This is a genomic window from Streptomyces sp. NPDC047017 (assembly GCF_040644175.1).
Taxonomy (GTDB): Bacteria; Actinomycetota; Actinomycetes; order Streptomycetales; family Streptomycetaceae; genus Streptomyces.
Genome location: NZ_JBEYVW010000007.1, coordinates 358,919 through 372,462, shown reverse-complemented (window position 1 = coordinate 372,462; position 13,544 = coordinate 358,919). Strand labels below are relative to the sequence as shown.

Here is a 13,544-nt window from a genome sequence, read left to right as displayed (position 1 = left end):
AGGTCCTCCAGGCCGGTATCGCCGCCATCGGCACCACCCTCAAGGTCGAACTCGACATCCAGGCCGTCCAGGGCGACACCCTCCCCACCACCTGACCCGGCCTCACGAGGTCAGCCCCAGCTCGGCGGCGAGCCGGCGCCGGTGCCAGGCCGGGGTGCCGAAGAGCTGGGCGGAGCCGTGCGCGCGCTTGAAGTAGCGGTGGGCGTCGTGCTCCCAGGTGATGCCGATCCCGCCGTGCAGCTGGATCATCTCGCCCGCCACCGCCGAGAACGCCTCCGAACAGGCGGACTTGGCGGCGGCGGCGTACCGGCTGGACGCGGGCGCTCCCGAAGCCGCCGCGAAGGCCGCGCCCAGGGCCGCCGAGCGGGCCGCCTCCACGAGGACATAGGCGTCGGCCAGGCGGTGCTTGACGGCCTGGAAGGAACCGATGGGCCGGCCGAACTGCACGCGCTGCGCGGCATACGCGACGGTGAGTTCGAGGCACCGCCCGGCCGCCCCCACCTGTTCCGCGGCCAGGGCCGCGCACCCGAGGTCCAGGACGCGGGACAGCACCCGGTCGCCGTCCCCCTCGGCCCCGATCAGCCGCCCCTCGGCGCCCTCGAAGCCGAGCCGCGCCAGCGCGCGTGTCCCGTCCATGGTCACGCACGGCTCGCCGCGCACCCCCGGGTCGTCCGGGGCCACCTCGAAGAGGCCGACGCCGCTGCCGGTGCGGGCGGCCACGAGGAGCACCCCCGCTTCGGCGCCGTCGAGCACGTACTGCTTGACGCCGTGCAGCCGCCAGCCAGCGGCGGGACCCGGTACGGCGGTGCAGCGGATCGCGGCGGGGTCCCACGAGCCCGCTTCCGCCCAGGCCAGCGTGGCCACGGCGGTCCCGTCGGCGATACCGGGCAGCAGCCGCGCGCAGGCCGCGCCGTCGCCGGAGGCGAGCAGCGCCTGCGCCGCCACCACGGCCGAACCCAGGTACGGGACGGGACTCAGCACCCGCCCCAGCTCCTCCATCACCACCTGCACCTCCACCGCCCCGCAGCCCGCCCCCGCGTACTCCTCGGGTATGCCGAGCCCGGCGGCGCCGACCTGCCCGGTCAGCGGCCGCCAGGCGCTCGCGTCCCGGTGGTGGTCGAGCAGGGAGCGCACGGCGGACCGCAACTCCCGCTGCTCCTCGGACAGCCTCACGCGGACGCCCCCTTCCCGGCGACCGGGGACGCGCCCCCGGCCCCGGCCTCGATTCCGGCCCCGATCCCGGTGCTCGCGAGGACCCGTGCCCGGCATACGGACGGAGTGCCCCACGCGTCGCGCAGCGGCCGCGCCTTGCGGACCCACAGGGAGAGGTCGAGTTCGTCGGTGTAACCGAGGGCGCCGTGCAGGTGCAGGGCCGTCAGCGCGGTGGCGTGGGCGGCCTCGCCCGCCGCGACCTTCGCCGCCGCGATCTCGCGGTCGGCGGACAGATCGCCGACGGACAGATCGTCGGCGGACAAACCGTCCGTGGACAGGCCGTCCGCGCACGGATCGCCGCCGGCCAGGGCAAGGGCGGCGGAGTGGACCAGTGGCTGTGCGAACTCCAGGGCGATCAGGGCGTCGGCCAGCCGGTGCTTGACCGCCTGGAACGAGCCGATCGCCACCCCGAACTGGGTACGCCGCCGGGCGTGTTCGACGGTGTGCGCCAGCAGGGCGCGGCCCAGCCCGAGCGACTGCGCGGCGGTGGCCAGCCGGGCGACACGCGTGGCGTGCGCCGCCGCGGCGCGCACCGCCGGGCCCTGGGCCAGGACGGTCCCGCCGAGCGGCCGGGCGAGTCTGCGGGCCGGGTCGGCGGAGGGCTGGACGGCGCCCGCCGACTCCGCCAGGCGCACGGTGTCCCCGTCGACGGCGAACACGGCGTCGGCCGTGTCCGCGTCCAGGGCGTAAGGGCCGCCGGGGGAGAGCACGGCGAAGGAGACGGCGGCCGTGCCGGACGCGATCGCCGGCAGCCACGCGGCCGCCGTCACCCCGTCGCCCAGCCGGTCCAGGAAGGCCGCCGCGGCGACCGTCTCCACCAGCGGGCCGGGCACGGCGTGGCGGCCCAGCTCGGTGAAGGCGACGGCCAGTTCGGCCGGCCGGAGCCCGGCGCCCCCGTGCCGCTCCGGCACCGCGAGCGCGAAGACACCGGCCGCGGCCAGCCGCGTCCACAGCGCGCGGCCCGGCGCGGTGTCCCCGGCGGCCCAGGCCCGGACGAGGGCGGGGGTGCCGGCCGCCGTCAGCAGGGCGTCCAGCGAGCGGGCGAAGTCGCGCTGTTCGAGGTCGGGCAGGAAGCGCATCACCGGCGTCCCTTCGGCAGGCCGAGCAGCCGCTCGGCGATGATGTCCCGCTGGATCTCGTTGGTGCCGGCGTAGAGGGGACCGGCGAGCGAGAAGGTGTGGCCCTCGGCCCAGCGGCCGTGCTCCGGCGCGTCGGCGGCCTCGTCGGACAACTCGCCCAGCGGGCCGAGCAGATCGAGGGCGGTCTCGTGCAGGGCGAGGTCCAGCTCGGACCAGAAGACCTTGTTGAGGCTGGACTCGGCGCCGATCGCCCGCCCCGCCGCGATCCGCGCCGCCCCGGCGTACGCGAAGAGCTGGTACGCGCGGGCCCCGATGACCGCGTCGGCGACCCGGTCGCGCAGGGCGGTGTCGGCGGGGTCCGCGGCCGAGCGCCACAGGGTGGCGAGCCGCCCGGCGGCGGCGGTGAACCGGCCGGGGCTGCGCAGGGTCAGCCCCCGCTCGTTGCCTGCCGTGCTCATCGCGACCCGCCAGCCCTGGCCGGGCTCGCCGATGACGTCCTCGTCGGGCACGAAGACGCCGTCGAGGAAGAGTTCGGCGAAGGCGGGCTTGCCGTCGAGGCGGCCGATGGGCCGTACGGTCACGCCCTCGGCGTCCAGCGGGAACATCACGTACGTCAGGCCCCGGTGCGGCCGGTCCGCGTCCCGGTCGCTGCGGAAGAGGCCGAAGGCGCGGTCGGCGAAGGCGGCCCGTGACGACCAGGTCTTCTGCCCGCTGAGCAGCCACCCGCCCGCGGTGCGTTCGGCCGTGGAACGCAGGGAGGCGAGGTCGGAGCCCGACTCCGGCTCGGACCAGGCCTGCGCCCAGATCACCTCGCCGGCGGCCATGGGCGGCAGGACGCGGGCGCGCTGCTCGTGCGTGCCGTGCTCGAAGAGGGTGGGGGCGAGCAGGCTGATGCCGTTCTGGCCGACCCGGCCGGGCGCGCCCGCCGCGTAGTACTCCTCCTCGAAGATCAGCCACTCCAGCAGCGAGCTGTCCCGGCCGCCGTACTCCGTCGGCCAGGAGACCGCCGACCAGCGGCCGGCGGACAGTGTGCGTTCCCACGCGCGGTGGGCGGCGAAGCCCTCGGCCGTCTCCAGGGACGGCAGCGGCACCGGTGGGACGTGGGCGGCCAGCCAGTCGCGGGCCTCGGCGCGGAAGGCGTCCTGGCCGGGGGTGAAGTCGAGGTCCATCAGGCGGAGTCCTCCTTCATGGCGCGGACGTCCATGCCGCCGAGCGGGTCGGCGGCGGTCTCGGCGTTGTGCGCGTGCGCCAGGTGGTGCAGCCCGAAGACCGAGTCCAGGCCGCTGTGCAGGCCCTGGAGGTCCTCGGCCTGGTTGACGGCACGCTTGGCCAGGGCCAGGCCCATTCGGGGCATTACGGCGATCCGCTCCGCCAACTCCATGGTGTGCAGCGCGAGTTCGGCACGTGGGACCACCCGGTTGACCATGCCCACCTCGTGGGCGCGGCGGGCGGTCATCCGGTCGCCGGTGTAGAGGAACTCCTTGGCGATGCGCGGCGGCATCACCCAGGGATGCGCGAAGTACTCCACGCCGGGGATGCCCATGCGGACCACCGGGTCGGCGAAGAAGGCGTCCTCGGAGGCGACGATCAGATCGCACACCCAGGCCAGCATGAGGCCGCCCGCCACGCACGCGCCCTGCACCGAGGCGATGACGGGCTTGGGCAGTTCGCGCCAGCGGCGGCACATGCCGAGATAGACCTCGGACTCGCGGGCGTAACGGCTCTCGGCGCCTTGCTTGTCCGAGTGGTCCCACCACAGTCCGGCCGTCCGCTCGAAGGACAGGTGGGCGTCGCGCCGCGGGGTGCCGATGTCGTGTCCGGCCGAGAAGTGCTCCCCGGCGCCGGCCAGGACGACGACCTTGACGCTGTCGTCGGCCGCGGCGCGGTAGAAGGCCCGGTCCAGGGCGTAGGTCATCGCGGAGTTCTGGGCGTTGCGGTACTCGGGCCGGTCCATGGTGACGGTGGCGACCGGGCCCCGCCGGTGGTAGCGCACGGGACCGTCCTGCGGCTGCGGGCGCTCGTCCGGCTGGTCGTGGGCAGCGGGCATCCGCCCCTCCTTCCCTAACAAGTGTTTGGTAGGTTAACGTACGGCCATGACCGGCGTCGAGGAGTTCCGTACCGAGGTCCGCGGCTGGCTGCGGGCCCACCTGACCGGTGAGTTCGCGGGCCTGCGCGGCCGCGGCGGGCCGGGCCGCGAACACGAGGCGTTCGCCGAACGGCTCGCCTGGGAGCGGCACATGGCCGCGCACGGCTGGACCTGCGTGGGCTGGCCCGAGGAGCACGGCGGCCGGGGCGCCACCCTCGAACAGCAGGTCGCCTTCCACGAGGAGTACGCCCTCGCGGAGGCCCCCGCCCGGGTCAACCACATCGGCGAGCAACTGCTCGGCCCCACCCTGATGGCCTTCGGGACACCCGAGCAGCGTGCCCGCTTCCTGCCGCCGATCCGCGCCGTGCGGGAGCTGTGGTGCCAGGGGTACAGCGAGCCGGAGGCCGGATCGGACCTGGCGAACGTGCGCACCCGCGCGGTGCGCGACGGCGACGCGTGGACGGTCACCGGGCAGAAGGTGTGGACCTCACTGGCGCTCCAGGCCGACTGGTGCTTCGTCCTCGCGCGCACCGAGCCGTCCGGCACCCGCCACCGGGGACTGTCGTACCTGCTGGTCCCGCTGGACCAGCCCGGCGTGGAGGTCCGCCCCGTCACCCAGCTGACCGGCACCTCCGAGTTCAACGAGGTCTTCTTCGACCGGGCCCGCACCCACGCCTCGCATCTCGTCGGCGCGCCGGGCGAGGGCTGGCGGGTCGCGATGGCCACCCTCGGCTTCGAACGCGGGGTGTCCACCCTCGGCCAGCAGGTCGGCTTCCGCCGCGAACTGGAGGCCCTCATCGCCCTGGCCCGCCGCAACGGCGCCGCCGCCGACCCGCTGATCCGCGACCGGCTCGCCCGCGCCTGGACCGGCCTGGAGACCGTCCGGTTCAACGCGCTGCGCATGCTGGAGGGCGCCGCCGCCGGAGCGCCCGGCCCGGAGGCGTCCATCGGGAAGATCTACTGGGCCACCTGGCACCGGGAACTGGGCGAACTCGCCATGGACGTGTGCGGCGCCGACGGCCTGCTCGCCGCCGGTGCGCCCTACGACCTCGACGACTGGCAGCGGCTGTTCCTCTTCTCCCGCGCCGACACCCTCTACGCCGGCTCCAACGAGATCCAGCGGACCGTCATCGCCGAGCGGGTGCTCGGCCTCCCGAAGGAGCCCCGCCCGTGACCGTCCCGCCCCCGGCGACCCCGCCCGCGAGCACGGCCCCCGACTACGTCCCCGGCCACCGCCTGCTGCAAGGCCGTACCGCCGTCGTCACCGCCGCCGCGGGCGCCGGCATCGGCGGCGCCACCGCCCGGCGGCTGCTCGAAGAAGGCGCCGACGTCGTCCTCTCCGACGCCCACGCCCGCCGGCTGCGCGAGGTACGGGACCGGCTCGCCGACGAGTTCGGCGCCGCCCGCGTCCTGGCCCTGCCCTGCGACGTCACCGACGAACGCCAGATCGGCGCGCTGTTCGACCTCGCCGTGGAGCAGCATGGCCGGCTGGACGTCGTGGTCAACAACGCCGGCCTCGGCGGCACCGCCGACCTGACCGCCATGAGCGACGAACAGTGGGACGCGGTCCTCGACGTCACCCTGGGCGGCACCTTCCGCTGCACCCGCGCCGCGCTGCGCCGGATGAAAGCCGCCGGGAGCGGCGGGGTGATCGTCAACAACGCCTCGGTGATCGGCTGGCGCGCCCAGAAAGGGCAGGCCCACTACGCCGCCGCCAAGGCCGGGGTGATGGCGCTCACCCGCTGCGCCGCCCTGGAGGCCGCCGCGTACGGGGTGCGGGTCAACGCCGTCTCGCCCAGCCTCGCCATGCACCCGCACCTGGCCAAGGTCACCACGCCCGAACTGCTGGCCGAGCTGGCCGCCCGGGAGGCGTTCGGCCGCCACGCCGAGCCGTGGGAGGTGGCCAACGTGATCGTCTTCCTCGCCAGCGGCTACTCCTCGTACCTGACGGGCGAGGTCCTGTCCGTCAGCAGCCAGCGCGCCTGAGCGAGGATGGACGGGTGCCAAAAGTCAGCAGGAGCAAGAAGAACGCGACCGCGCCCTCGCCCGAGCGGCGCGAGGAGATCCTGGCCACCGCCGCCGAGGTGTTCGCGGCCCAGGGCTACAACGCCACCACCGTCCGCAGGATCGCGGACGAGGCGGGCATGCTCGCGGGCAGCCTCTACTACCACTTCGACTCCAAGGAGTCGATGCTCGACGAGATCCTCTCCACCTTCCTGGACGAACTCTGGGGACGGTACGACGCCGTGCTGGCCGCCGGGCTGGGACCGCGGGAGACCATCGAGGCCCTCGTCACCGAGTCCTTCCGGGAGATCGACCGGCACCGCGCCGCCGTCGCCATCTACCAGAAGGAGTCCAAGCACCTGCAGAGCCAGCCGCGCTTCGCCTATCTCGCCGACTCCCAGCGCAGGTTCGAGAGGGCCTGGCTGGGGACGCTGGAGCGCGGCGTGGCCGCCGGGACCTTCCGCGCCGACCTGGACGTACGGCTCACCTACCGGTTCGTGCGCGACACCGTCTGGGTCGCCGCCTCCTGGTACCGGCCGGGCGGACAGCACAGCCCGGAGGAGATCGCCCGCCAGTACCTGTCGATGGTGCTGGAGGGCATCGCCGTACGGACCTGACCCGCAGACCTCACACAAGGAGCAGCAGCCATGGCCGAGGCATACATCGTCGACGCGGTCCGCACCCCGGTCGGCCGCCGTGGGGGCGGCCTGTCCGCCGTCCACCCGGCCGACCTGGGCGCCCAGGTGCTCAAGGAGCTGATGGCCCGCTCCGGCGTCGACCCGGCCGCCGTGGAGGACGTCGTGTTCGGCTGCCTGGACACCGTGGGCCCGCAGGCCGGCGACATCGCCCGCACCTGCTGGCTGGCGGCCGGGCTGCCGCAGGAGGTGCCCGGCGTGACCGTGGACCGGCAGTGCGGATCGTCCCAGCAGGCCCTGCACTTCGCCGCCCAGGGCGTCCTGTCGGGCACCCAGGACCTGGTGGTCGCGGGCGGCACACAGAGCATGTCGCAGATCCCGATCGCCTTCGCCGGCCGCCAGGCGGCCGAGCCGCTCGGACTGACCGAGGGCCCCTACGCCGGCTCCGCGGGCTGGCGCGCCCGCTACGGCGACCAGCCCGTCGACCAGTTCCACGGCGCCGAACTCATCGCCGAGCAGTGGGGCATCACCCGCGAGCAGATGGAGGAGTTCGCGCTGCGCTCGCACCGGCGGGCCGTCCGCGCCCTCGACGAGGGCCGCTTCGACCGCGAGACCGTCGCGTACGGGGACGTGACCGCGGACGAGGGGCCGCGCCGGGACACGAGCCCGGCGAAGATGGCCGCCCTCCGGCCGCTCACCGAGGGCGGCCGGCTCACGGCGGCGGTCGCCTCGCAGATATCCGACGGCGCCTCCGCCGTCCTGCTCGCCTCCGAGCACGCGGTGCGCGAGCACGGGCTCACCCCGCGCGCCCGCGTGCACCACCTCTCGGTGCGCGGCGAGGACCCGATCCGGATGCTGTCCGCCCCGATCCCGGCCACCGCCTACGCCCTGAAGAAGACGGGGATGTCCCTCGACGACATCGACCTGATCGAGATCAACGAGGCGTTCGCCTCCGTCGTCCTGGCCTGGCTCAAGGAGACCGGCGCCGACCCCGCCAAGGTCAACGTCAACGGCGGCGCCATCGCCCTCGGCCACCCGCTGGGCGCGACCGGCACCAAGCTGACGGCCACGCTGCTGCACGAACTGGAGCGCACCGGCGGCCGGTTCGGCCTCCAGACCATGTGCGAGGGCGGCGGCCAGGCCAATGTCACCATCATCGAACGCCTCTGACCCGCCCCGCTCCGTAGACTGCGCGTGTGGCTGAGCACAGGACGAGTGGCACGAGGACCGGCGACGAGCGGCCGGCGCTCCCGGCGACCAGCTGGGCGGTGCTGGGACTGCTCTCCTTCGGTGAGGAGCTGTCCGGTTACGACCTGAAGAAGTGGGCCGACTGGTCGCTGCGGTTCTTCTACTGGAGTCCGTCCTTCAGCCAGATCTACGGCGAGCTGAAGCGGCTGGAGAAGGCCGGGTACGCCACCTCCCGGATGGTCGCCCAGGAGACCGGCAACCGCGACAAGCGCGTCTACCGGATCACCGCCGAGGGCCTGGACGCGGTCCGCACCTGGGCGCGCGAGGCGCCGGTGGAACCGCCGGTCCTCAAGCACGGCGTCATGCTGCGGCTGTGGCTCGGGCACCTGCTGGAGCCCGAGCAGATGCGCGAGGTGCTCGGCCGGCACCGGGAGTACGCGGAGACCATGCGGCGGCGCGCCCGGGCCGACGTCGAGGGCGCGGGCGACGAGGAGGCGTGGGCCTATCCCGCGCTCACCCTCAAGTGGGCCGAGCGCTACTACGCCGCCGAACGGGACCTCGCCGACGCGATGCTGGCCGACATCGAGGAGCTTCACCGCCGCCAGGCGTAGGGCTCCCGGCCACGGCCCGCCGGGGCGGGCCGAGTGGACCTACCGTCTGGGCGGCCGCGTGGACCTGACCGGCCGGGCAGCCGAGTGGACACGACCGCCCGTCACCCCACCAGCCGCGCCCGCAGCGCGGCCAGGGTCCGGTTGTCCAGGCCGAGCCCCCGGGTGAGGTAGCCGTGCAGGCCGCCGTAGTCCCGGCCGGCCTGGTCGAGGGCCGCTTCGAGATAGCCGGCGCGGACCTCCTGCAGCGGGATCAGCAGGTCCGGATCGCGCATCAGGCCGGACTCTCCGAGCTGCTCGCGGGTCCGGCGGTCGGCCGCCGCGCGGAAGCCGTTGGAGAGCAGGTAGTCCCGCTCGGCGGTGGCGGCCGGGACCCCGCCGGCCCGCAGCAGCACATAGCTCAGCCAGCCGGTGCGGTCCTTGCCGGAGGTGCAGTGCAAGAGCAGCGGGGTCTCGCGCCGGTCCGCGATGTCCCGGAGGGTCTCGGCGAAGCGGCGGCGGTCGTCCGGGTCGGTGACGAAGGACCGGTAGACGGACCGCATCAGCCGCTCCGCCCGGCCGCCGCCGAGCGTGCGGCGCTGCGCCACCGGGTCCTCGGAGGCGATGACCTCCGTCGTCGTCGTGTACAGCCCGAGGTCGTGCACCGGACGGGAGGTCACGGCCAGGCCCGCCGGCAGCCGGTCGGCGCCGTCGCCCCTGACCTCCTCCGGGACCCGGAAGTCGACGACGGTCCGCAGCCCGAGCCGGGACAGTTCCACCACGTCCGCGTCGGTCAGCCGGCTCAGGGCGTCGGCGCGGAAGACCTGTCCGTAGCGGACCCGGCCGCCCCCCGCGGTGCGGTAGCCGCCGAGGTCGCGGACGTTGACCGCGCCCTGGAGGGCGAGGGAGCGGACGGAACCGGCGCTCCCGGTGCCGTACGCGGCGGTGGCGGGGGGCCGGGCCCCGGGCAGGGCGTCGGCGGGTGGTGCCGGGAGGGCGGGCAGGCAGCCGAGGGCCGCCAGGGAGAGCATCAGCCCGGCCGGCCGGGACAAGCGGGAAGCGCGCATCGGATCAACTCCACGGGGAGAGGGAAGGGTCCCTGGACTGGAGCGGGGGGAGGGGGTGCGGTGGGGAAGGGGCGGGTCAGTCGGCCGGGGGCAGGGCGCGCAGGGTGGCGCGGGCCTGCGTCATGATCCGGTCGACGAGTTCGGCGCAGGACGGCAGGTCGTCGATGATCCCGGCGACCTGCCCGGAGGCCATCACCCCGAGGTCGGTGCGGCCCTCGACCATGGAGGCCCGCAGCAGCATGGGGGTGTTGGCGGCCAGCAGGACCTGGCTCCAGGTCAGTTCCCCGCCGTGCCGCATGGCGAGGCCGTCGCGGACCATCCGCGGCCAGCTCATGCCCGTCTCGCGCCGGAAGGCCGCCGCGTGCCGCACCGCGCGCAGCAGGGCGCCGACGCGGCCGGAGCGTTCGAGGGCGTCGACCAGATCGCTGCGCAGCATCCGGTGGGGGAGCCCGTCGACCTTCGTGGTGAGGGTGACGTCCTTGACGGTGGCCGCCAGGTACCGCGCCTTGACCGCGTCGGGGACGGGGCTGTCGGAGGTGAGCAGGAAGCGGGTGCCCATGGCGATGCCGGCGGCGCCGTGGGCGAGCGCGGCGACCAGGCCGCGGCCGTCGTGGAAGCCGCCGGCCGCCACGACCGGGATGCCGACCGCGTCGACGACCTGGGGGAGCAGCACAGTGGTGGCGGTGTCCCCGGTATGGCCGCCGCCCTCGCCGCCCTGCACCAGCACGGCGTCGGCGCCCCACTGGGCGACCTTCTCGGCGTGGCGCCGGGCGCCGACGGACGGGATGACGACCACTCCGGCGTCCTTGAGCCGGGCGATCAGCTCCCGCGAGGGCGCCAGCGCGAACGAGGCCACCCGGACGCCCTCCTCGACGATGATCCGCACGCGCTCGGCCGCGTCCGAGGCGTCCGCCCGCAGATTGACGCCGAAGGGCGCGTCGGTACGGGACCTGACCTCGCGCACGGCGGCCCGGAGCCGGTCCACGGGCAGGGTGGCGGAGGCCAGGATCCCGAGAGCGCCGGCCTCGGCGGTGGCCGAGACCAGCCGGGGCCCGGCCACCCAGCCCATACCGGTCTGCACGATCGGGTACCGCACCCCGGTCAGCTCGGTGAGCGGCGTGCTGAGCGCGCGGCCGGTCACGCCGGCACCTCGCCCTCGCGCAGCGCCGCCGGATCGAGTACCTCGCGGATCAGCCGCAGCTCCTCGGCGGCGGGCGCCCGGGTGTACGGCACCTCGTCCGGGACCACGAGCGGGAACCCGGTGGCCGCGACGACCTGCCCGACGCTCACCCCGGGATGCAGCGAGCGCAGCCGCATCGACCGGTCGGGGGTCTCGAAGTCGAAGACGCCCAGGTCGCTGACGACGTCGGTGAGGCGGTGGAAGCGGGTGGCGGAGGGCCCGGCGGCGGCCGCGCGGTCGTAGCCCACCCCGCACACCATGTCCGCCTTCGCCACGAACACGCGCCGCGAGTGCCGGGGCACCCAGTAGGCGGTCGGGTTGTTGAGGGTGTTGACGGGCGCGCCGCGCACGCCGAGCAGTTGCCGGGCGGGCCGCCGCCAGTCGCCGACGCAGGAGATGTTCTGGTTGCCGTACCGGTCGAGCTGGCTCGCGCCCATCATCACGTGCCGCCGCCCGGTGGCCACCAGGGACAGGTGCCGCCGGTAGGGCAGCCAGCCCTCCACCACCTCGGGCCGCGCGCCGACCGCCGGTACGTCACCGATGAGCAGCGCCTCGCCGTCGGTGAGCAGCAGGCCGGGGGAGAAGGTGAGCTTCGCCAGCCGGGCCCCGATCGCCGGGACGGTGCCCATCGGGGCGGCCAGCACCTCGCCCGCGCCGCGCCAGACCTCCGCGCAGGCCACCACGCAGTACTCGGCCCGGGTCACCGCCGTCGTGACCGTCCCGCTCATGCCGCCTCCTCCTTCTCCGGGTCCGCCGGGTTCGCCGGGGTCTCCGGGTTGTCCGGGTTCTCCTGGTGGAACGCCGTCACCGCGGCCTGGTACGCGTCCTCGTCGCCCGACAGGAACCGTTCGGTGAACTCCCGCCAGGCCCGCGGCTCGGCGGCGGCCCGGGCGTAGGCACGCTGGAAGACCTCGTCCCGCCCGTAGTCGGGGACGCACGAGGTGAAGTGCGCGCCGCGCGGCGCCTCGACCACGCCGGTCACGAACGCGCGCGGCACCAGCAGGGTCTGCGGGCCGGCGTCCCCCAGCAGCCGGGCGCTGTCCACGATCCGTTCGCAGGAGACGTACGCGGCGTCGGCGGCCTGGCAGAACAGGTCGTCGAAGTAGGGGTCGGGCCCGAGGTACTGGGCGTTGCCGTGCGCGTCCGCGCGGTTGAGGTGGACGAGGGCCGCGTCCAGGCGCAGGCCGGGCGCGGCGACGAGTTCCTCGCCGTCCTCGTACGGTGAACGGACCGTGCGCAGACCGGGGTTGACCTCCATCACGTCCGACCCGAGACCGGCCCTGATCGGCATGAACGGCAGCCGGTGCGCGGCGGCGGTCAGCCCCCACATGAACATCGCCTCGTCCAGCTCGGTCAGCTCCAGCGCGTCGCGCTCCCTGGCCGCGCGGAAGTGCGGCTCCAGCGGTACGGAGTCGAGGGTGACGAAGGCCGCGACCAGCCTGCGGATCTTCCCGGCGGCGGCCAGCAGCCCCACGTCCGGGCCGCCGTACGACACCACCGTGAGGTCGGTGACGTCCGAGCGCAGCAGCGCCCGGACCAGCGCCATCGGCTTGCGCCGCGATCCCCAGCCGCCGATGCCGACCGTCATGCCGCTGCGGAGGCGCCCGACGACCTCCTCGGCGGTCATCGTCTTGTCCCCGGCCATCGGCCTGCCGCCGCTCATGCCCGCTGCTCCTGTCCCGTCCCTGTCCCCGTCCCTGTCCCCGTCCCTGCCCCTGTGCCCGCGCCCATCCCCATCCCCGTCCCCGTCTCCGTCTCCGTGCCGAAGGTGTCGCGGACGCGGCCGGCGACGCCGCTGAGGCCGGCCTCGAAGGTGAAGCCCTGTTCGAAGCGGTAGCTGCGCCGTACGTCGACCGGATCGATGCCGTTGATCGCGGCCTTGGCCAGCCGGATCAGCGTCCCGTCCTTCGCGGCGATCTCCCGCGCCAGCTCCCGCGCGGCCTCGTCGAGCCGTTCGCGCGGGACCACCCGCCACACCGAGCCGTGCCGGTGCAGCTCCTCGGCGGTGACCGTGCGCGAGGTGTAGTACAGGGCCCGCATCAGATGCTGCGGCACCAGCCGGGCCAGATGGGTGGCGGCGCCCAGCGCGCCCCGGTCCAGCTCGGGCAGGCCGAAGACGGCGTCCTCGGCGGCCACGATCGCATCCGCGTTGCCGGCCAGGCCGACACCCCCGCCCAGGCAGAAGCGTGCACCGCCGCGACCACCGGGACCGCGCAGTCGTACACGGCCGCGAACGCCTCGTAGCAGCCCCGGTTGGCGCCGACCAGGGCCTCGTGCCCGGCCGTGCGCCGCAACTCCTTGATGTCGACGCCCGCGTTGAAACCGCGGCCGGTGGCGGCGAGCACCACGCAGCGCACCGCCGGGTCGGCGCCGGCGGCACGCACCGCCGCGGCCAGTTCGTGCCAGCCCCGCACGGGCAGCGCGTTGACCGGCGGGAAGTCCACGGTGACGACGGCGACGCCCGCTTCGGGGACGGAGGTGGAGACACCCATGAGCAGATCAGCTA

At 74.8% G+C, this 13,544-nt stretch carries 13 protein-coding genes and 1 pseudogene; 5 read left to right on the top strand and 9 right to left on the bottom strand.

Annotation, left to right across the window (positions count from 1 at the left end; translation table 11 throughout):
- Positions 1 to 102: 102 nt before the first annotated feature.
- The 4 genes from ABZ858_RS15320 to ABZ858_RS15305 are packed head-to-tail and all read right to left on the bottom strand — an operon-like array spanning position 103 to position 4,338.
- Positions 103 to 1,173, bottom strand: a complete 1,071-nt coding sequence (locus ABZ858_RS15320; RefSeq protein WP_361377150.1) for an acyl-CoA dehydrogenase family protein — start codon at positions 1,171 to 1,173, stop codon at positions 103 to 105.
- A complete protein-coding gene (locus ABZ858_RS15315) occupies positions 1,170 to 2,291 on the bottom strand; it encodes an acyl-CoA dehydrogenase family protein (RefSeq protein ID WP_361377147.1) in 1,122 nt (373 codons plus the stop codon). Before ABZ858_RS15315 ends, ABZ858_RS15320 begins: the two co-directional genes overlap by 4 nt.
- Positions 2,291 to 3,460, bottom strand: a complete 1,170-nt coding sequence (locus ABZ858_RS15310; RefSeq protein ID WP_361377144.1) for an acyl-CoA dehydrogenase family protein — start codon at positions 3,458 to 3,460, stop codon at positions 2,291 to 2,293. The genes ABZ858_RS15315 and ABZ858_RS15310 overlap by 1 nt, the downstream gene beginning before the upstream one ends.
- Complete coding sequence (locus tag ABZ858_RS15305; protein ID WP_361377141.1) at positions 3,460 to 4,338, bottom strand: enoyl-CoA hydratase; 879 nt, start codon at positions 4,336 to 4,338, stop codon at positions 3,460 to 3,462. The genes ABZ858_RS15310 and ABZ858_RS15305 overlap by 1 nt, the downstream gene beginning before the upstream one ends.
- A 46-nt stretch (positions 4,339 to 4,384) precedes the next feature.
- Here ABZ858_RS15305 and ABZ858_RS15300 point away from each other — a divergent pair, with 46 nt between their 5' ends.
- Genes ABZ858_RS15300 through ABZ858_RS15280 form a run of 5 tightly spaced genes read left to right on the top strand, consistent with a single transcriptional unit; the run spans position 4,385 to position 8,815 of the window.
- On the top strand, positions 4,385 to 5,551 hold the full coding sequence (locus ABZ858_RS15300; protein ID WP_361377138.1) for an acyl-CoA dehydrogenase family protein: 1,167 nt from the start codon (positions 4,385 to 4,387) through the stop codon (positions 5,549 to 5,551).
- A complete protein-coding gene (locus ABZ858_RS15295) occupies positions 5,548 to 6,363 on the top strand; it encodes an SDR family oxidoreductase (RefSeq protein ID WP_361377135.1) in 816 nt (271 codons plus the stop codon). The genes ABZ858_RS15300 and ABZ858_RS15295 overlap by 4 nt, the downstream gene beginning before the upstream one ends.
- Positions 6,364 to 6,377: 14 nt before the next feature.
- Positions 6,378 to 6,998, top strand: a complete 621-nt coding sequence (locus ABZ858_RS15290) for a TetR/AcrR family transcriptional regulator (RefSeq protein ID WP_361377132.1) — start codon at positions 6,378 to 6,380, stop codon at positions 6,996 to 6,998.
- 30 nt (positions 6,999 to 7,028) lie between these two features.
- The gene (locus tag ABZ858_RS15285; protein ID WP_361377129.1) at positions 7,029 to 8,186 is read left to right on the top strand and encodes an acetyl-CoA C-acetyltransferase; all 1,158 of its coding nucleotides are present in this window, start codon (positions 7,029 to 7,031) and stop codon (positions 8,184 to 8,186) included.
- A 26-nt stretch (positions 8,187 to 8,212) separates the two neighbouring features.
- Positions 8,213 to 8,815, top strand: coding sequence for a PadR family transcriptional regulator (locus ABZ858_RS15280; RefSeq protein WP_361377126.1), 603 nt, complete (start codon positions 8,213 to 8,215; stop codon positions 8,813 to 8,815).
- Between the two features lie 101 nt (positions 8,816 to 8,916).
- On the opposite strand, the gene ABZ858_RS15275 is transcribed toward ABZ858_RS15280, so the two are convergent.
- The 5 genes and pseudogenes from ABZ858_RS15275 to ABZ858_RS15255 form a co-directional block, all read right to left on the bottom strand.
- Positions 8,917 to 9,858, bottom strand: coding sequence for a tyrosine-protein phosphatase (locus ABZ858_RS15275; protein ID WP_361377123.1), 942 nt, complete (start codon positions 9,856 to 9,858; stop codon positions 8,917 to 8,919).
- A gap of 76 nt (positions 9,859 to 9,934) precedes the next feature.
- On the bottom strand, positions 9,935 to 10,999 hold the full coding sequence (locus tag ABZ858_RS15270; protein ID WP_361377120.1) for a nitronate monooxygenase: 1,065 nt from the start codon (positions 10,997 to 10,999) through the stop codon (positions 9,935 to 9,937).
- On the bottom strand, positions 10,996 to 11,766 hold the full coding sequence (locus ABZ858_RS15265) for a CoA-transferase (RefSeq protein ID WP_361377117.1): 771 nt from the start codon (positions 11,764 to 11,766) through the stop codon (positions 10,996 to 10,998). The genes ABZ858_RS15270 and ABZ858_RS15265 overlap by 4 nt, the downstream gene beginning before the upstream one ends.
- Positions 11,763 to 12,701: a CoA-transferase gene (locus tag ABZ858_RS15260; protein WP_361377113.1), complete on the bottom strand. Its 939-nt coding sequence runs from the start codon at positions 12,699 to 12,701 to the stop codon at positions 11,763 to 11,765. The genes ABZ858_RS15265 and ABZ858_RS15260 overlap by 4 nt, the downstream gene beginning before the upstream one ends.
- A pseudogene (locus ABZ858_RS15255) lies at positions 12,698 to 13,530 on the bottom strand (enoyl-CoA hydratase family protein). The gene ABZ858_RS15260 and the pseudogene ABZ858_RS15255 overlap by 4 nt, the downstream one beginning before the upstream one ends.
- Positions 13,531 to 13,544: the final 14 nt, after the last annotated feature.